This window comes from Glaciimonas sp. PAMC28666 (assembly GCF_016917355.1).
GTDB lineage: Bacteria > Pseudomonadota > Gammaproteobacteria > Burkholderiales > Burkholderiaceae_D > Glaciimonas.
Genome location: NZ_CP070304.1, coordinates 2,542,239 through 2,560,053 on the forward strand (window position 1 = coordinate 2,542,239; position 17,815 = coordinate 2,560,053).

Consider the following 17,815-nt stretch of genomic DNA (forward strand, 5'->3'; position numbering starts at 1 on the left):
AATCAACCCGCTTTAAAGTCCTCATTTCGCGCGTTGAGCTACCTAAAACATTGCAAAACACCGCCCGAAACGCGTTTAACACATTATTAAGTCACTAATTGCAGGAGATTTTTGAATGGAAGACATGGAAAAGCAAACCGCGCAAGTTGAAGCCGAAAATACCATCGCTGAAGAACAAGCGGCGGTCACGTCCGAGTCGGCACTGGAAATTGAATTAGCAGAGGCGCAAGCTAAAATTGCCGATTTGCAAGATGCATTTCTGCGCGCTAAAGCGGATACGGAAAATGTCCGTCGTCGCGCGCAAGAAGATATCGCACGCGCCAGCAAATTCGCTATCGAAAATTTCGCTGAAGCGATGGTGCCGGTAAAAGACAGTCTGGAAATCGCCCTGAAACTGGAAACGCCTTCCATTGAGGCGTTGAAAGAAGGCGTTGAAATGACGTTGAAGCAACTCGTCGCCGCCTTTGAACGAAACCGCATCGTGGAAATTGCGCCGCAACCGGGCGAACGCCTCGATCCGATGAAACATCAGGCAATTTCGATGGTTCCTGCTGAGCAGGAAGCCAACACGGTCGTGAGCGTGTTGCAAAAAGGGTACATGATTTCGGACCGCTTGTTGCGTCCGGCCCTGGTAACTGTTGCTCAAAGTAAATAAAGCGCCAGATAGACGGAGAAAATGTCTAAATAGGCCGAAATAAGCGAGAAAATCAAAAATAACCGCTTATTTAGACCTGAAAAGGCTTGAAAGCCCGATTTTTCTCCCAATATTCAACCTATCAAAATTAAACAAATTTAGTAAAGGACAGCATCATGGGTAAAATTATCGGTATTGATCTGGGTACGACAAATTCTTGTGTTTCCATTATGGAAGGCGGCAAGCCTAAGGTTATTGAAAATTCCGAAGGCGTACGTACCACGCCATCCGTGATCGCTTATCAGGAAGACGGCGAAATTTTGGTCGGCGCACCTGCAAAACGTCAGGCTGTCACTAATCCAAAAAATACGCTGTACGCAACCAAACGTCTGATTGGTCGCAAATTCGACGAAAAAGAAGTGCAAAAAGACATCTCGCTGATGCCTTACGAGATTACTAAAGCCGACAACGGCGATGCATGGATTGCTGTACGCGACAAGAAACTGGCACCGCAGCAAATCGCTGCAGAAGTGCTGCGCAAGATGAAAAAAACCGCTGAAGACTATCTCGGCGAAGAAGTTACAGAAGCGGTCATCACCGTTCCTGCTTACTTCAACGATGCGCAACGTCAGGCAACCAAAGACGCTGGTCGTATCGCCGGTCTGGATGTCAAGCGTATCATCAACGAGCCAACCGCAGCTGCCTTGGCGTTTGGCCTGGATAAGACTGAAAAAGGCGATCGCAAGATTGCAGTGTACGACTTGGGTGGCGGTACGTTCGATATCTCGATTATTGAAATCGCCGATGTTGATGGCGAAATGCAATTTGAAGTATTGTCGACAAACGGCGATACATTCCTTGGCGGTGAAGATTTCGATCAACGCATGATCGATTACATCCTGGACGAGTTCAAAAAAGTCAACGGTATCGATTTGGGTAAAGATGCGATTGCATTGCAGCGTATCAAAGCTTCTGCTGAGCGCGCAAAAATTGAATTGTCGTCATCGCAACAGACAGAAATCAACGAGCCGTACATTGCAATGGCGAATGGCGCACCAGTCCATCTGACCATGAAGATGACACGTGCCAAGCTTGAGTCTTTAGTTGAAGAGTTGATCGAAAAAACAATCGCACCGTGCCGTATCGCGATTCAGGACGCTGGCGTTAAAGTTTCCGACATCGACGATATCATTCTGGTCGGCGGTATGACCCGTATGCCTAAGGTGCAAGAAAAAGTCAAAGAATTCTTCGGTAAAGATGCACGTAAAGACGTGAATCCAGACGAAGCGGTTGCAGTCGGTGCCGCAATTCAGGGTTCTGTATTGTCCGGTGATCGTAAAGACTTGTTGCTGCTGGACGTTACTCCGCTGTCACTCGGTATCGAGACAATGGGCGGCGTGATGACCAAAATGATCAAGAAGAATACGACCATTCCTACCAAGTTCAGCCAAGTCTTCTCGACGGCGGATGACAATCAGCCAGCCGTGACGATTAAAGTGTTCCAGGGTGAGCGCGAAATGGCGGCCGGTAATAAAGGTCTGGGCGAATTCAATCTGGAAGGTATCCCGCCAGCATCACGCGGCACACCGCAGATTGAAGTAACTTTCGACATTGATGCCAACGGTATTTTGCACGTCGGCGCCAAAGACAAAGCCACCGGTAAGGAAAACAAGATCACCATCAAGGCAAACTCTGGTTTGACCGAAGATGAAATCCAGAAGATGGTGCGTGATGCTGAATTGAACGCCGAAGACGATAAGCGCTTGAAAGAGTTAGCTGAAACGCATAACCAAGGCGATGCATTGGTGCATTCAACCCGCAAATCGCTGGCTGAATATGGCGACAAGTTGGAAGCGGCTGAGAAAGAAAGCATTGAAGCAGCAATCAAGGAACTGGAAGAAGTGTTGAAGGGTAGCGACAAAGCCGCCATCGACAACAAATCTGCAGCCTTGAGCACAGCAGCGCAGAAACTTGGCGAAAAGATGTATGCCGATATGCAAGCGCAGCAAGCTGCAGCCGGTGGCGCTGAAGGTGCCGCGACTGGTGCATCATCAGAAAGCAAGCCGAAAGAAGACGACGTTGTAGACGCCGACTTCAAAGAAGTAAAAGACAAGTAAAACCCGTCCGTGCAGTGTTTTGGAGCGATTCCAAAGCACTGCGTTGACGCGCCGGACAAAGCTTAAAGCTCTGTTCGGCGTTTTCGCTTTGAACAAATTGCTATGTTACTGCCGGTGCGTGATTAATTCTGGACTAGCCTTTGCCGCTGTTTGGGTGAGATCAGTGCAGACATTCGAGGGACTAACGCATGGATTACGTTGGATTGCGTTAGTTTGCGGATGATGTTGAACGCGCTAGTGTTGGTCGGTCCGAATGACGTTCCGCTGAAAATAGCAAACGTGTTCTTCAATGATAAGTAAGGTGCCAAGAAATGGCGAAACGTGATTTTTACGAAATTCTGGGTGTAGCGAAAAACGCTTCTGATGAAGAAATCAAGAAGTCGTACCGCAAGCTCGCAATGAAACATCATCCGGACCGTAATCCGGATAGCAAAGGTGCAGAAGATAAATTCAAAGAAGGCAAAGAAGCCTACGAGATGCTATCGGACCCGCAAAAGCGCGAGGCGTATGACCGCTATGGTCACGCGGGCGTCGATCCCAATATGGGCGGTGGCGGTGGCGGCGGTGCTGGCGGTGGTTTCGCCGATGCATTCGGCGATATCTTCGGCGACATCTTTGGCGGTGGCGGGGGTGGCGCGCGTGGCGGTCGTGGCGCGGGCCCTCAGGTCTATCGCGGTGCCGATTTGCGCTACAACCTTGAAATCACGCTGGAGCAAGCGGCGCACGGTTTCGACACAACGATCCGGGTACCTTCATGGGATGCCTGCGAACCCTGTCACGGTAGCGGTGCCAAGCCAGGTACACAACCGGTAACCTGCCCAACCTGCGGCGGTCACGGTCAAGTGCGGATGCAGCAAGGATTTTTCAGTATTCAGCAAACTTGCCCTAAATGCCATGGCAGCGGCAAAGTCATTGCTGAGCCTTGTGCCTCTTGTGCTGGTGCTGGACGCATCAAGCGTAACAAGACGCTCGAAGTGAAGATTCCAGAAGGCATTGACGATGGCATGCGGATTCGGTCGTCCGGCAACGGAGAGCCGGGCACCAATGGTGGACCTCCCGGTGACCTGTATGTCGAAATTCATATCAAACCCCATGGCGTATTTCAACGTGATGGCGATGACCTGCATTGCGAAATGCCGATTTCATTCGCCAAGGCTGCTCTGGGTGGCGAAATTGAAGTGCCAACGCTTAACGGCAAGGTCTCGTTCACCATTCCCGAGGGAACCCAGTCGAGCAAAACCTTCCGTTTGCGTAGCAAGGGTATTAAAGGCGTGCGTTCAGGCTATGCTGGCGATCTGTTTTGCCACGTCGTGGTGGAAACGCCAGTCAAGCTGAGCGACCGTCAGAAAAGTCTTCTGCAGGAGTTTGACGAACTAACCACCGAGGGAGGCGCAAAGCACAACCCTCAAAGTAAGTCTTGGAAAGATAAGGTAAAAGAGTTTTTTGAGTAAGGTGTCGCGAAGCTTGCGAATAATGAAGCCCGGCCGCGCTTGCAAGCTTGTGCTGGGGTAATAAAATTCGCAAGCCGCACGCTTAAAAGCCGCTGATGATCGTCATTAGCGGCTTTTATTATTTCAATTCAGATTCGAATCGTGAAGTGAATGCGTTGGTCATTCGGACGTAGCGCGCGTCTGGTGTGCGCAATTAATTGCTTTTGAGATAAACTTCATCAAAAAAAACGTTGGCAAGGCGCATTTTGGATAAAATGGCGTGCATGCGGATTCATAAAATTGGTTTAAATCCATGTGAATAACGCGTTAATCAGATTGGAAAACGATGATAGAACCTAAAAATGTCCTGACGAAGGAACAACTTTTCGAAAGCAACCGTCAATGGGCTGCTGGGATGACCGAACGTGAGCCGACGTTTTTCAAAACCTTGGCCGCCCAACAGTCACCGGAGTATTTCTGGATCGGCTGTTCGGATAGCCGTGTGCCGGCCAACGAATTACTGGGCCTGCGTCCAGGCGAATTATTCGTGCATCGGAATATTGCGAACGTTGTCGCCCACAGTGATCTCAACTGTTTGTCGGTGCTCCAGTTTGCTGTCGATGTCTTGAAGGTGAAGCATGTATTCGTCGTCGGTCATTACGGCTGTTCCGGTGTCCATGCTGCGTTGACCAAGCGCCGGGTGGGACTTGCCGACAACTGGCTGCGGCATGTGCAGGACGTGCATCAAAAGCATGAGCGGTACCTGGGCGAGGCTTTGTCCGAGCAAATACGTCATGATCGGTTATGTGAACTTAACTCGATGGAGCAGGTAAGCAACATCTGCCAGACGACGATCGTGCAAGATGCCTGGGAGCGTGGTCAGGAACTGACGATCCATAGTTGGGTGTATGGCCTGCAAGACGGTCTATTGCGGGATTTAGGTGTGACCGCGAGCGGCCCGGATGACTTGGCCAAGGCGATGGCCTGCAGCCTGAAGCGTTACGACGAATAGGTTGGCGACAGCTAAGCGCAGAAAAACGGTTTCACCATTTAGTCCGGTGCAATGAAAAAATCCCCAATCAAATGAAACGATTGGGGATTTTTTTTATTTGGCGCAGCTTTCTATAAACCTATGCGTTGAGGTCAGGTTCAGCGCGCTAGAAACAATGCTCCGGCGCCGGAAAGGATCGATCCTTCACCGCTGCAACATAAGCTTTGATGGCTGCATCAATACTGGTCTGACCCTCCATGAAATCTTTCACGAAGCGTGCTTTATGGCCAGGAAACACCCCCAGCAAATCGTGCAATACCAATACCTGGCCTGAGCAGTCAGGACCAGCGCCGATCCCGATAGTGGGAATAGCGAGTAATTCGGTGATTTCCTTGCCCAGACTCGCCGGAATGGCTTCCAGCACCAACATGCTTGCGCCAGCATCTTGCAACGCCAAGGCATCCGATTTAAGTTGCTCCACCGCAGCAGAGGTTTTGCCCTGCACCTTGTAGCCACCCATCTGATGCACAGATTGCGGTGTGAGTCCGAGATGCGCGCATACGGGAATCGCCCGTTCAGTCAGAAAACGCACCGTCGGCGCAAGCCACGTACCACCCTCCAGCTTGACCATCTGTGCGCCGGACTGAATCAATTGCACGGCGTTGATCAATGCCGTTTCAGGCGTGCCGTAACTGCCGAATGGCAAATCGGCAAGGATGAAAGCGGTGGGTTTGGCACGAAAAACACTGGCCGTGTGATACGCAATATCTGCTACCGTTACCGGTAACGTTGAAGAGTGTCCCTGACACACCATGCCGAGCGAATCACCCACCAAAATGGTGTCTATTCCGCAGCGATCCAGCAACGCGGTAAAGCTGGCGTCGTAACAGGTCAGCATGGTAATTTTCTCACCTTTATCATGCATGCTCTGCAGGCTAGGGATTGTTACCGCTTTCGTTCGTCGATGCGGCGTGGTTGTGGTCGTTGAGACTGTTTCACCTTGCAAATAGCCAGCCATATTATTCTCCACGATTAAAAAATTCACGCTTGCCGCGCATGCTGTCAATGCGGTCCAGCAACAGCGTGAAATCAGCATCGTCACCCGACAAATCCATATGTTGGTTATTCACTATCAACAGGGGAGCGGCTTCGTAATCGTAGAAAAAGCGACTGTAACTTTCGCATAGACGCTTAAGATAATCAGAGGTGATTCCTGACTCCATAGGAATCCCGCGTTTTTTGATGCGCTCAACAAGCGTGTCGGGCTCCGCCTGCAAATAAATGACTAAATCTGGCGTCGGCGCTTGCGGACGCAAATGTTCATAAAGCTGCTGATACAGTTTCAACTCGTCGTCGGCTAAGGTGAGGTTGGCAAAGATGGGATCTTTATCGAGCAAAAAATCAGTCGCCACCGCGCCCGTGCCGTTGAAAAGATCGCTCTGCGCAAGACCGCGCAATTGATTTACCCGCTGAAACAGGAAGAACATTTGTGTTGATAGCGCGTAACGCGATGGATCGGTATAGAACTTTTCCAGGAACGGATTGCTTTCGGGCTGTTCTAGCAACACCTGCGCGCCCATATGGGCGGCGATTTTTTGCGTTAAGGTCGTTTTTCCGACACCGATAGGACCTTCAACCACGACGTACTTGTAATTTTGTAGATTCATATTTGAAAGATAAAGGGAGCGCTTAACCTACTCGCAATGTAAATGAATGAGCGGCAATATTATCGTAAGCATCGCCGAAAACAAGATCGCAACGGATTTGCATAATGAACATGGTTCAGGAAACAGGTTCGAAATGCGCATAACAATAGTGTAAACGCTTTTGGGCCTTCGCTATACCTTGCTGTAATTCACAGAGGAAATGTCCTGACGGGTATGCAATATGCATCAGGCTACAATCAGGCTAAAGTTTGGTGATCGACTGATCAGCCACCAGCGGAGTGAATTGGTGCGCCGGACCGTGGCCGGGGATGGTGATAAAAGGGTCTATCTGCAACAGCGGGATCAACACAAATGCGCGCTGCATCATGCGCGGATGTGGCACCGTCAATGTCGCATCAGCGATGGTCAGCGCAGCGTATAACAACAGATCCAGATCCAGAGTGCGCGGCGCGTTCGGGTAAGGGCGTTCGCGGCCGAAGCGTTGCTCAATTTCTTGCAACACCTGCAACAGCGCGTGCGGCGCCAACAGGGTCTCAAGGCGGACTACGGCGTTGACATAATCATCGCCGCTGGAATCGATCGGTGCGGTGCGAAACAGGCTCGATTGCGCGCTCAATGACGTCTCTGGCAACCTGCCAAGCTGCGTAATGGCGTCAAGCACCTGCGCCTTCGCATCACCCAGATTGCCACCGATCCCGATGTAGGCCGTGACCGATTGCCGCTCAACCACGCTTATGCGCCATCCTGCGTGCCGTTGCTGGTGTTGCCACCACCGCCGCTTCCCGAGCTGCGCGGACTACGACGTCGCGCACGTTTTTTAGGCGGCGGTCCTTCGTTGGCTAACTTCGGCTTTTGCGCCAGCAATATTTCGCGACCGGTGCCGTCGGCTTCCATAAACGCCGTCCACCATTCGCCCAGTTCGCTATTGAGCTCACCGGAAGCACAGCGCAACAACAAGAAATCGTAACCAGCACGCAAGCGCAGATGTTCCAGCAACTTGTAAGGAGCCTTGCCGACACGCCGCTCAAAACGCGGTTGCATGGCCCAGATATCGCGCATGTCGGAGGCAATTTTGCGTTGCAGCGCTAATTTTTCGGTCTGTGCGTCCAGCACATCATCCGCTGCGAGGTGCAATGCCGGAATCGGAAACTCGCCAGCGGCTTGATACGCCGTCCATTTTTCCAACACCTGATGCCAGAGTAATGAAGCAAAGAGGAACCCAGGGGAAACCGGCTTACCCTGTTGCACACGCTGATCGGTATTCGCCAATGCCAGCGTGACGAATTTTTCGCCCATCGGTTGCTCAAGAACCACATCGAGCAATGGCAGAAGGCCGTGATGCAAGCCTTCTTTACGCAGTTGTTGCAGGCAAGCCAAAGCGTGGCCGCTCATCAGCAACTTCAGCATTTCATCGAAAACGCGTGCGGTTGGCACATTATTGATCAACGTTGCCATGACGGGAATCGGCGCGCGCGTTTCGGGTTCAATGGTGAAGTTCAACTTGGCAGCAAAACGCACAATCCGCAACATGCGTACCGGGTCTTCGCGATAGCGCGCCTCCGGAACACCGATGATGCGCAAGGTCTTGGCACGAATATCGGCGATCCCCCCGTGATAATCGAGCACACTCTGGCTACTCGGATCGTAATACATGGCGTTAATCGTGAAATCGCGCCGGATTGCGTCCTCGTGCTGTTCGCCGAACGTATTGTCGCGTAACACGCGCCCATGTTCATCCTTCGGCGCGCCGGTGGATGAGGCACCGCGGAAGGTCGTCACCTCGATCAACTCCTGGCCAAACATGACGTGCACGATTTGAAACCGTTTGCCGATCAGGAAAGCCCGTCTGAACAGTCGCTTGACCTGTTCCGGGGTTGCATTGGTGGCGACGTCGAAATCTTTTGGCTTTACTCCCAATAGCAGATCGCGCACAGCGCCACCAACGATGAAAGCCTTGTATCCGGCCTCCTGTAGCGTACTGGTGACGCGTATCGCATTCGGTGAGACGAGTTGAAGGTCAATGCCATGTTGCTTGGGGCTTAGCACCACCGGCTTGGTGTGGTCTTCCACCTTTTTTTTGGGTCCGAGGATGGAGCGAATCAGCTTTTTGATCATTGTGTCTTGATTATATGTTGGCTATGTGTCGCCTTGATTGCAGGCGATCTCAAAAAACCATCCACCAAGCCTGGATTTGCGGTGCATGTCGCTATTTTCGTCAATGTCATAATTTACGTCATAGTCGAAATGGGCAGCATCGCAATCCAGATTTGGGCGTTTGTTACGGTTTTGTAGAGCAGGCCCTATTCGTCGAATAACTGCAATATCGACCAGCCGTGGGCGTCAGCATGCGCTTTCAGGAGGGCGTTCGGATTGGTCGCAATCGGATCGGTCACCAGCAGCAGCAGTGGCAGGTCGTTGTGTGAATCGCTGTAGAAAAAAGACCGTGGGAAGCTGGACAACGTCATATCCATTGTCGCCAGCCATGCGTGGGTATGAATCACTTTACCCGGACCGTAAGTCGGTGTATCCAACAATTTTCCAGTGATTTCCCCGTCATCCGTGGTTTCCGGATCGGACGCAATCAGAAAGTCGACGCCGAGCGCCTTCGCAATCGGCTCCGTGACAAAACTATTGGTCGCCGTCACGATGGCGACCAGATCACCCGCATCGTGATGCTGTTGCAGCAAATCCAGTGCCTGCGGTGTGATCCGCGGAATGATCACTTCTTTCATGAATTGTACGTGCCAGGCATCCAGTTGTTTACGCGGAAACGAGGACAACGTTCCGAACGTGAACTCCAGATATTTGACCGGATCAAGTGTGCCGGCCTGATATTGGGCAAACCATTCTGCGTTGCTTTTTTTAAATTGATCAGCATCCACCGCACCGATACGGATTAAAAATTGGCCCCACTCATAATCCGAGTCGATCGGCAGCAGAGTGTGGTCAAGGTCGAATAAGGCCAGATTCATAGTGATTTTTCTTCAGATTCGAGTTGTAACAGGCTGCGTAATAAAGGCAGGGTTATGGGGCGCTTGGTTTCCAGCGAATAACGGTCAAGTTCGTCCAGCTTTTCCATCAATGAGCGCATATCGCGTCGAAAATGGGTAATGAGATAGGGTAGCACGCCACTCGACAAGGTTAGCCCACGGGCTTGCGCTGCTTGTGACAAAGTTGAGATTTTTTCTTCGTCGCTCAGGCCATGCAACTGATAAATCAGGCCCCAACCAAGTCGCGTACGCAAATCCTCACGCACAGTATGGGTTAATTCGGCCGGTGGTTGCGCGCCACTGGTGATGAACCAACCGCCATGCTCACGAATTTGATTGAACAACGCAAACGCCAGAATCTGATCCTCCGCGCAGAGCTTGTCGCAATCATCAATTAAATAGCCCGTATCTTCGGCAGAAAAGTGAAACAGGCCAGCGCTATAGGACTCGTTATATTCCAGGGCATGCTGCGCGTTTAAATCGGCGGCGCTGATCAGATGCGCGTTTGTAAGGCGGGCAAAGGCTTGCAACAAATGGCTTTTCCCCGCACCGGATTCGCCCCACAAATACACAAATCGGTCACCCGGCGCAGTCGCTGAGGTTGTCGATGGCGCTGTCAACTGACGCAAAAATTGCAACACTTCCTGATTGTTTCCAACCACGAAAGTATCCAGAGTTTGCGCGTCGTCGGCAGTTATATCGAGTAGTAATTGCCTCATGCTTGATTTTTCATACTTATTTGCAAACTTCTATTCCCACTTATTTACCTGTTTATTGCCTAATAATTGCCTGCTCTGCAGCGTATTGGATAACGCCATTAGCGGCATTCGAAGTTATTAACGGCAGGTAGCGATTAATTCGGCATTTTACTGATTATAAAAAATACTATTAAGATAATGCATGCGTATGTGTTTCACGATCACCGACATAATCGCCGAAGTCGGCAGCGCCAGCAAGATGCCGACAAAGCCGAATAGCTGACCGAATGCCATCAACGCAAAAATCACCACCAGTGGGTGCAAGCCAATGCGCTCACCGACCAGTCGCGGCGTCAGAAAGAAACTTTCGAGCATTTGACCCAGACCATACACAATCGCCACTGCCGCCAGCCCGTGAAAACCGCTGAACTGTAACATCGCCGCGATCAAAGCGAGGACTAAACCGAGGCCGAAGCCAACGTAAGGGATAAATACCAGCAGGCCAGTGATAATCCCGACCGGAAGCGCCACGTCAAATCCCGCAATCGCCAGACCAGTAGAATAGTAAATCGCCAGCACCAGCATCACCAGCAATTGACCACGGAAGTATTGCGCCAGCAACCCGTCGACTTCACGCGACATGCTATTAGTTTTGGTCTGCCAGCGGCGCGGCACCATATTAGCCAATTTAGCCAGAAAGCGATGCCAGTCTTGCAATAGGTAAAATAACACGATTGGGACCAGCAGTATCGTTGCGATCCAACCTAACACCGCCGTGCCACCAACTTTTGCAGACGCCAGTACGGCAGCCCAGATTTCATCGCCACTAGTCGCCAGCTGATTGGACAGCATTTCTTTGATTCCGCTACTATTTAGCCGAAAATGGATGCCGAAGTCTTCCAGATGCGGGCCGAGAAAGTTATCCAGCTTGGTCAGAAAGCTCGGGATCTGATTTTGTAACAACGGAAATTCCGTACGCAATACCGGGATGACGATCAAAATGATTGCCAAAATAGCCATCAATAATATCAACATCACGATCAGCACCGCGATAGCGCGGGGAAGCGGATATTTCCCGATACGCCGCTTTGCCAGCCAGTCGACCCCCGGATTAAGGGCGTACGCCAGAATGGCCGAAGCTACAAAGGGCGTCAAAATTGGACCCAGAGCGATAAATAGCGCAATGAGCAACGCACCCATTACTAACCACAACATTGTTTGTTTTTGCTCGTCAGTAAAAGAAAATGGCATGTAATTGGGGGATAGTTGGATCGGTTTGATAAAATAGCGCTTTTACCGCAGTAACAAGACTAAGCGAACACATTAATAGAAGTGATTGCTTATTGTTTTTTTGTTACGTGCGGACGGATTCATCTATTTTACCGCCTCTACTGCCAATCACATCATGACTTCAACATCCAATGTTTCTCTTTCTTACCGCGACGCCGGCGTTGACATGGACGCCGGCGACGCTTTAGTCGAGGCGATCAAGCCTTTTGCCAAGCGCACAATGCGGGAAGGCGTCATGGGCGGCATCGGCGGTTTTGGTGCGCTCTTCGAAATCAGCAAAAAATTCAAGGAACCGGTTCTGGTCTCCGGCACCGATGGCGTCGGCACCAAATTAAAACTGGCATTCATGCTCAATCGTCACGACACGGTGGGGATCGATCTGGTCGCTATGAGCGTCAACGACATTTTAGTGCAAGGTGCCGAACCATTGTTCTTTCTTGATTACTTCGCCTGCGGAAAGCTCGATGTCGCCATCGCAACTGACGTTATCAAGGGCATCGCCCAAGGTTGCGAACAAGCCGGTTGCGCGTTAATTGGCGGCGAGACTGCCGAAATGCCAAGCATGTACCCGGAAGGCGAGTACGATCTGGCCGGTTTCGCGGTGGGCGCGGTGGAAAAGTCGAAACTGATCGATGGCACTAAAATCACCCCCGGCGATATCATTCTCGGGCTGGCTTCATCCGGCGCGCACTCCAACGGCTATTCATTGGTCCGCAAAATTATTTCAGTCGCACAGCCTGATCTGGACGCCGATTTCCATGGCCGTCCGTTAGCCGATGTTCTGATGGCACCCACCCGCATTTACGTCAAACCTTTGTTGGCGCTGATGGAGGCGATGGAAGTCAAAGGCATGGTGCATATCACCGGCGGTGGCCTGGTAGAAAACATTCCTCGCGTATTGCAAGACAACCTCACCGCTGAGCTCCACCGCGACGGCTGGACCATGCCACCGCTGTTCACATGGTTGCAAGAGCACGGCGGCGTCGCCGATGACGAAATGCACCGCGTATTCAACTGCGGTATCGGTATGGCCGTCATCGTCGCAAAAGAAAACGCAGACGCCGCATTCGCGCAATTGCAGGCAGCTGGCGAGACCGTCTTCAAAATCGGCACCATCCGCACCCGCGTCGAAGGCGAAGCGCAGACTATCGTTTTGTAAAACGCGTTGTAAAACATGTAGACAATCGCAGTAAAAAGGCTATGAGCTCACGCTCGTAGCCTTTTTTATTGCTCACAATTTACAGAAGTTGCGTTGGCGCCCTATACTCTGCTCGTCTCTGAGAAAAAAGGGAACTGGTTTGATCGCCTGACTTAATGGCCGATAGTATTATTGATCTGGGAGATGCGTCGCCTGAGGGGCTGCCTGACGCAGTGTCAGACCTTCGGGCGACGTGAATGACAAGCCTACTTTTGACGGGTTTCTTCGTTCTGGGCAAGCGTTTGTAGTGGTGCCAAGGCGTTGTCCCAGTTGACTTCTTTTGACAAGGTTACCAGGGGTTGGCGTTGATCTAATTTTATTGCAGGAGAGTCCGAGGGACTTGATACGGTGTGCCAGACCGGGTCTTCGATTTCGTCAAAGACTTCTCTCAAACGGCTTGACCATCCGCTGGAGATGGATTTGAAATAGGCATTTTTCGAATCGATAGTGACGAAGCGCGTGAGCGCTAACTGCTCACTTTCATACACCAGAAGGTCGAGCGGCAAGCCGACCGACAAATTGGAGCGTAGCGTCGAATCCATCGATATCAGCGCGCATTTCGCCGCTTGATCGAGGGTGATTTCGGAACCGGCCAATACGCGATCGATGATCGGTTTGCCGTATTTGGATTCGCCGATTTGGAAATACGGATTTTCATCATGCGCTTCGATGAAATTACCGGCGGAATAAATTTGAAACAAACGGCATCGTTCGCCTTTGATCTGGCCACCAAAAATGACGCCGACATTAAAGTCGATGCCGAAATTTTGGAGAGCGCTGGCGTCGCGTTCATAGACTAAGCGAATGGCGTTTCCGACAATTTGCGCAGCCTCATACATCGTTGCTGCGTTCCATATACTTTTGCCTTCGGCATTGGTATGTTCTGAAATAATCTGTTTGATCGATTGCGAGATGGAGAGATTACCGGCGGTCATCATCACCAGCATACGATCGCCGGGATTTTCGAAAACGCTCATCTTGCGGAAAGTGCTAACGTGATCAACGCCAGCATTGGTGCGGGAGTCGGACAAGAAAACCAGTCCGGTCTTTAGGCGCATAGCAACACAATAAGTCATGATGTAAAGCTCAAAATGCAAAAAGTGGATATTACACCATGGCACTTTAAACATAGTTATCTAACTATTAACTGATGCCGTCGACTCGGCACTTGTGCGACATTCATGCAACATAGTTGCAAGTGAGATATTTCACCCGCGAACTATTAGTTCCGTTTTCTCTGCTAATGCGGCGATTTTGCGAACTATTTGTGGGCTATTTGCGGGCTATTTTGCGGCTATTTTGCGCGGTTTCGGCTGTCACTACCGCTACGAGCCGGTGATAGTAGCGGCTACCTGGACGCTGACACTTAAGGTTTCTTCGCCGCCGCCGCGACGGACGCCCCGAACTGGTGCGGCCGAATCATAATCACGGCCGATAGCAAGGCGGCAATAGGCTTCACTTGCAAAGCACGCATGCGTGACGTCGATACTAATCCAGCCCGAAAAATCAGGTTCTGCCACCCAGACATCGACCCAGGCGTGACTTTCGGCGTGGTCGCTGTTACCGGGATCGATGTAACCGGAGACGTAACAGGCAGGAATGCCGACCACGTGACAGCAGGCAAGGAATAGATGGGCATGATCCTGGCAAACACCCTGACCCAATCGTAGCGCATCGTCGGCGCTGCTGGTCACCAGAGTCGAACCGCTTTGATAGGCCACGGCGCTGCAAATAGCTTGCGCCAGCCTTACCAGGTCGTCGCTATTGGCCCCACGCGATACATGGCGATGCGCAAATTCGATGATCGTGGGCGATGCCTGCGTCAATGGCGTTGCCACCGTAAATACCAGCGGAGAGTCGGCACCGCTTTGTGGCAAACGTCCTAAAAACAAAGGCGTGACGGCAATGCTGCCTTCAGCGATGATGCGCACTTCGTTATGCCGACCGGTGATGGTCAGCATATGGCTTAGATTACCAAACGCATCATGGAACGGATGGCGCACCCCCGAGCTGGTAATGTTCCAGTCAAGGGTACGCTGATGCTCTTCCGGACGAGGCGTTAACCGCAACTGTTGAATTGTGTAGGTCAATTCCTCGGTGTAGCGATAAATCGTCTCGTGCTTGATGGTCAGCATCATCATGGGAAATGGCGGCCGATCAGGCCGCTAGTGGAACCAGAAAGTCGCGGCTGATTCGGTTGCCCAATTCGAAGATGCGTTCAAAAAATACCGTCAGATAGTCGTGCAGTCCGGCTTCAAGAATCTCATCGATGCTACCGAACTGAAGTTCTGCGTGCAACTTGCCTGCAAAGCGTTCTGTATCGGCGGAGACATTGTTGCTAACGTTTTTTAGATTATTGAGGACTTCTTCCATACAGGCTGCCAATGAACGTGGCATGTCGGCGCGCAAAATCAGCAGATCGGCGACGCGTGCCGGTGTGATGACATCACGATACACTTTCCGATAAATTTCGAATGCCGAAACGGAGCGTAAAATCGCGGCCCAGTAATAGAAGTCGATTTGCGGCTCGGCCTTGGCGTCAAGGCTTTGGGTTTGTTCCTGATCTTCCGATTCCGATTCCGATTCCGATTCAGATTCAGATGCAGATTCAGATTCAGATTGGGACTGAGATTGGGATTGGGACTGTTTTTTCTGTTTCTCATTGGCGCTATGAAACTTGACGTCAATAATGCGGGCGGTGTTATCGGCACGTTCCAAAAATGTACCGAGGCGAATAAAGTGAAACGCTTCGTCCTTCAACATCGTGCCAATCGTGACACCACGCGACAGATGTGAGCGATGCTTCACCCATTCGAAGAACTCAGCAGGATTTTGGTCCAATGCGTCGGTCTTCAGGTAGCCCTGCATTTTCAGCCAGGTGGCGTTTTGAATTTCCCAGGCTTCCGTGGTTAACGCTCCGCGCACTGCGCGGGCATTTTCACGCGCTTGCGTCAGGCAGGCGGAGATCGAAGATGAATTGGCGGGATCACGCACCATAAAATCGATGACGTTTTGCGGCGTCAGGGTTTTATGACGCTTGTCGTAGGCTTCCTGTAGTTCGGAAATGCCGAGGAGTGCGCGCCAGCCTTGTTCAACGTCTTCTTCTGCTTGTGGCAACATGCCGGTTTGGAGGTGAACGTCTAACATACGTGCGATATTTTCAGCTCGTTCAGTGTAACGGGCCATCCAGAATAGGTGATCTGCGGTGCGGCTTAACATGTTATTTCTCCAGTATCCAAGTGTCTTTGGTGCCGCCACCCTGAGACGAGTTGACTACGAGCGATCCTTCTTTGAGGGCCACGCGGGTGAGGCCGCCGCGCACCATAGAGACGGTTTTGCCCGATAGTACAAACGGCCGCAGGTCAATATGGCGTGGGGCAATACCGGCTTCAACATAAGTAGGGCAGGCTGAAAGCGCCAGTGTCGGCTGGGCGATGTAGCCTTCCGGATTGGCGATCACGCGTGCGCGAAAGTCTTCGATTTCTTGCTTCGTTGATGCTGGGCCAACCAACATACCGTAGCCCCCAGCGCCGTGCACTTCTTTGACAACCAAGTCTTTCAGATTCGCCAGCGTATAGGCCAGATCGTCCTTTTTACGGCATTGGAAGGTCGGTACATTGTTCAGAATCGGTTTTTCCGCCATGTAGAACTTGATCATGTCGGGTACGTATGGATAGATGGATTTATCGTCAGCGACACCGGTGCCGATAGCGTTCGCCAGCGTCACGCCACCGGCGCGGTAGACCGATAACAAGCCCGGTACGCCGAGGGTGGAATCAGGACGGAATGCCAACGGATCCAGATAGTCATCATCGATCCGACGATAAATAACATCAACCCGTTTCGGGCCGCGCGTCGTGCGCATGTAGACCGCGTTATCGTTGACGAACAAGTCTTTACCTTCGACCAGTTCCACGCCCATTTGCTGGGCTAAAAATGCATGTTCAAAATACGCCGAGTTGTACATTCCCGGCGTCATGATGACAACGGTCGGATCGGTTACTCCTACCGGCGCAACTGAGCGTAAATTGTCCAAAAGCATGTCCGGGTAATGATCGACCGGTGCAATTTTATGCCGCGTGAATAACTCGGGAAATAAGCGCATCATCATCTTGCGATCTTCGAGCATGTATGACACACCGGAAGGAACCCGCAGATTGTCTTCCAATACGTAAAACTCGCCTTGACCGGCGCGTACGATATCAACGCCGGCAATGTGCGCATAAATATCCGAGGCGACCGAAATACCCTGCATCTCAGGACGATATTGGGCGTTACGGAAGATTTGTTCGGCCGGAATGACCCCAGCTTTGATGATGTTCTGATCGTGATAAATATCGTGGATGAACATGTTCAGCGCTTTGACACGCTGAATCAGTCCTGCCTCCAGTATCGACCATTCAGCGGCGTGAATAATGCGCGGAATAATATCGAACGGAATCAGTCGTTCGGTGCCAGCGTCGTTGCCGTAAACCGCGAAGGTAATACCTACACGGCGGAAAATTACATCCGCTTCAACGCGTTTTCTGGCGATCGTTTCGGCAGATTGCTGCCCAAGCCATTGTGAAAACTCACCATAATGGGGACGGGCCACATCGGAACCATCGGTGTACATTTCATCGAAAAAATTTGCCATAACCTTACTTCGCCGTTGTTTGGTACGTAAATATCAAAAGTCTCCCTACAAGCAAGGTCAACGCTATTGTATTTAGTCTCGCATTAATTTTATCAAAATAGCATTGTTTGTGCTGAGTGGCAACTGCCTTAACCACTTTGGTGCAGATACAGATGGTCGTGGCA

Annotated in this window: 16 protein-coding genes; 5 read left to right on the forward strand and 11 right to left on the reverse strand. The window is 51.2% G+C overall.

The window, feature by feature from the left end; genetic code table 11:
• Positions 1-115 precede the first annotated feature (115 nt).
• From grpE to can, 4 genes are all read left to right on the forward strand, one after another.
• Positions 116-655 (forward strand): nucleotide exchange factor GrpE, encoded by a 540-nt coding sequence (gene grpE / locus JQN73_RS10815; protein ID WP_205323019.1) that lies wholly within the window; start codon positions 116-118, stop codon positions 653-655.
• 155 nt (positions 656-810) lie between these two features.
• Positions 811-2,751 carry a molecular chaperone DnaK gene (dnaK, locus tag JQN73_RS10820; RefSeq protein WP_205323020.1) on the forward strand — a complete coding sequence of 647 codons (1,941 nt, stop codon included), beginning with the start codon at positions 811-813 and terminating at the stop codon, positions 2,749-2,751.
• Positions 2,752-3,062: 311 nt separating this feature from the next.
• Positions 3,063-4,202, forward strand: coding sequence for a molecular chaperone DnaJ (dnaJ, locus tag JQN73_RS10825; RefSeq protein WP_205323021.1), 1,140 nt, complete (start codon positions 3,063-3,065; stop codon positions 4,200-4,202).
• A 325-nt stretch (positions 4,203-4,527) separates the two neighbouring features.
• Positions 4,528-5,193, forward strand: a complete 666-nt coding sequence (gene can / locus JQN73_RS10830; protein WP_205323022.1) for a carbonate dehydratase — start codon at positions 4,528-4,530, stop codon at positions 5,191-5,193.
• 145 nt (positions 5,194-5,338) lie between these two features.
• Here the strand turns inward: can and panB are convergent, their stop codons facing one another.
• The 7 genes from panB to JQN73_RS10865 all read right to left on the reverse strand — a co-directional run bounded on the left by panB (position 5,339) and on the right by JQN73_RS10865 (position 11,778).
• Positions 5,339-6,190 (reverse strand): 3-methyl-2-oxobutanoate hydroxymethyltransferase, encoded by an 852-nt coding sequence (gene panB, locus JQN73_RS10835; protein WP_205323023.1) that lies wholly within the window; start codon positions 6,188-6,190, stop codon positions 5,339-5,341.
• 1 nt (position 6,191) lies between these two features.
• Complete coding sequence (locus JQN73_RS10840) at positions 6,192-6,839, reverse strand: deoxynucleoside kinase (protein ID WP_205323024.1); 648 nt, start codon at positions 6,837-6,839, stop codon at positions 6,192-6,194.
• Between the two features lie 241 nt (positions 6,840-7,080).
• Entirely contained in the window at positions 7,081-7,569 is a 489-nt protein-coding gene (gene folK / locus JQN73_RS10845; RefSeq protein WP_205323025.1) for a 2-amino-4-hydroxy-6-hydroxymethyldihydropteridine diphosphokinase, read from the reverse strand.
• A gap of 2 nt (positions 7,570-7,571) precedes the next feature.
• Positions 7,572-8,954, reverse strand: a complete 1,383-nt coding sequence (gene pcnB / locus JQN73_RS10850) for a polynucleotide adenylyltransferase PcnB (protein ID WP_205323026.1) — start codon at positions 8,952-8,954, stop codon at positions 7,572-7,574.
• 185 nt (positions 8,955-9,139) lie between these two features.
• On the reverse strand, positions 9,140-9,811 hold the full coding sequence (locus tag JQN73_RS10855) for an HAD family phosphatase (protein WP_205323027.1): 672 nt from the start codon (positions 9,809-9,811) through the stop codon (positions 9,140-9,142).
• On the reverse strand, positions 9,808-10,548 hold the full coding sequence (gene hda / locus JQN73_RS10860; protein ID WP_205323028.1) for a DnaA regulatory inactivator Hda: 741 nt from the start codon (positions 10,546-10,548) through the stop codon (positions 9,808-9,810). Before hda ends, JQN73_RS10855 begins: the two co-directional genes overlap by 4 nt.
• Before the next feature lie 147 nt (positions 10,549-10,695).
• Positions 10,696-11,778 carry an AI-2E family transporter gene (locus JQN73_RS10865; protein WP_205323029.1) on the reverse strand — a complete coding sequence of 361 codons (1,083 nt, stop codon included), beginning with the start codon at positions 11,776-11,778 and terminating at the stop codon, positions 10,696-10,698.
• Between the two features lie 154 nt (positions 11,779-11,932).
• Here JQN73_RS10865 and purM point away from each other — a divergent pair, with 154 nt between their 5' ends.
• A complete protein-coding gene (purM, locus tag JQN73_RS10870; RefSeq protein ID WP_205323030.1) occupies positions 11,933-12,976 on the forward strand; it encodes a phosphoribosylformylglycinamidine cyclo-ligase in 1,044 nt (347 codons plus the stop codon).
• A gap of 245 nt (positions 12,977-13,221) precedes the next feature.
• On the opposite strand, the gene JQN73_RS10875 is transcribed toward purM, so the two are convergent.
• The 4 genes from JQN73_RS10875 to JQN73_RS10890 form a co-directional block, all read right to left on the reverse strand.
• Positions 13,222-14,091, reverse strand: coding sequence for a peptidase (locus JQN73_RS10875; protein WP_205323031.1), 870 nt, complete (start codon positions 14,089-14,091; stop codon positions 13,222-13,224).
• A gap of 249 nt (positions 14,092-14,340) precedes the next feature.
• Positions 14,341-15,156, reverse strand: a complete 816-nt coding sequence (locus JQN73_RS10880) for a transglutaminase domain-containing protein (protein WP_370551338.1) — start codon at positions 15,154-15,156, stop codon at positions 14,341-14,343.
• Between the two features lie 16 nt (positions 15,157-15,172).
• Positions 15,173-16,234 (reverse strand): alpha-E domain-containing protein, encoded by a 1,062-nt coding sequence (locus JQN73_RS10885; RefSeq protein ID WP_205323032.1) that lies wholly within the window; start codon positions 16,232-16,234, stop codon positions 15,173-15,175.
• A 1-nt stretch (position 16,235) separates the two neighbouring features.
• Positions 16,236-17,651, reverse strand: a complete 1,416-nt coding sequence (locus JQN73_RS10890; RefSeq protein ID WP_205323033.1) for a circularly permuted type 2 ATP-grasp protein — start codon at positions 17,649-17,651, stop codon at positions 16,236-16,238.
• Positions 17,652-17,815: the final 164 nt, after the last annotated feature.

Bases quoted from the DNA above. Each gene is read 5' to 3' on its own strand.
- purM (WP_205323030.1), top strand. From the start codon at position 11,933: ATGACTTCAACATCCAATGTTTCTCTTTCTTACCGCGACGCCGGCGTT.
- JQN73_RS10865 (WP_205323029.1), bottom strand. From the start codon at position 11,778: ATGCCATTTTCTTTTACTGACGAGCAAAAACAAACAATGTTGTGGTTA.
- JQN73_RS10890 (WP_205323033.1), bottom strand. From the start codon at position 17,651: ATGGCAAATTTTTTCGATGAAATGTACACCGATGGTTCCGATGTGGCC.
- dnaJ (WP_205323021.1), top strand. From the start codon at position 3,063: ATGGCGAAACGTGATTTTTACGAAATTCTGGGTGTAGCGAAAAACGCT.
- grpE (WP_205323019.1), top strand. From the start codon at position 116: ATGGAAGACATGGAAAAGCAAACCGCGCAAGTTGAAGCCGAAAATACC.
- dnaK (WP_205323020.1), top strand. From the start codon at position 811: ATGGGTAAAATTATCGGTATTGATCTGGGTACGACAAATTCTTGTGTT.
- pcnB (WP_205323026.1), bottom strand. From the start codon at position 8,954: ATGATCAAAAAGCTGATTCGCTCCATCCTCGGACCCAAAAAAAAGGTG.
- JQN73_RS10855 (WP_205323027.1), bottom strand. From the start codon at position 9,811: ATGAATCTGGCCTTATTCGACCTTGACCACACTCTGCTGCCGATCGAC.
- panB (WP_205323023.1), bottom strand. From the start codon at position 6,190: ATGGCTGGCTATTTGCAAGGTGAAACAGTCTCAACGACCACAACCACG.
- JQN73_RS10880 (WP_370551338.1), bottom strand. From the start codon at position 15,156: ATGATGATGCTGACCATCAAGCACGAGACGATTTATCGCTACACCGAG.
- JQN73_RS10885 (WP_205323032.1), bottom strand. From the start codon at position 16,234: ATGTTAAGCCGCACCGCAGATCACCTATTCTGGATGGCCCGTTACACT.
- JQN73_RS10875 (WP_205323031.1), bottom strand. From the start codon at position 14,091: ATGACTTATTGTGTTGCTATGCGCCTAAAGACCGGACTGGTTTTCTTG.
- can (WP_205323022.1), top strand. From the start codon at position 4,528: ATGATAGAACCTAAAAATGTCCTGACGAAGGAACAACTTTTCGAAAGC.
- JQN73_RS10840 (WP_205323024.1), bottom strand. From the start codon at position 6,839: ATGAATCTACAAAATTACAAGTACGTCGTGGTTGAAGGTCCTATCGGT.
- hda (WP_205323028.1), bottom strand. From the start codon at position 10,548: ATGAGGCAATTACTACTCGATATAACTGCCGACGACGCGCAAACTCTG.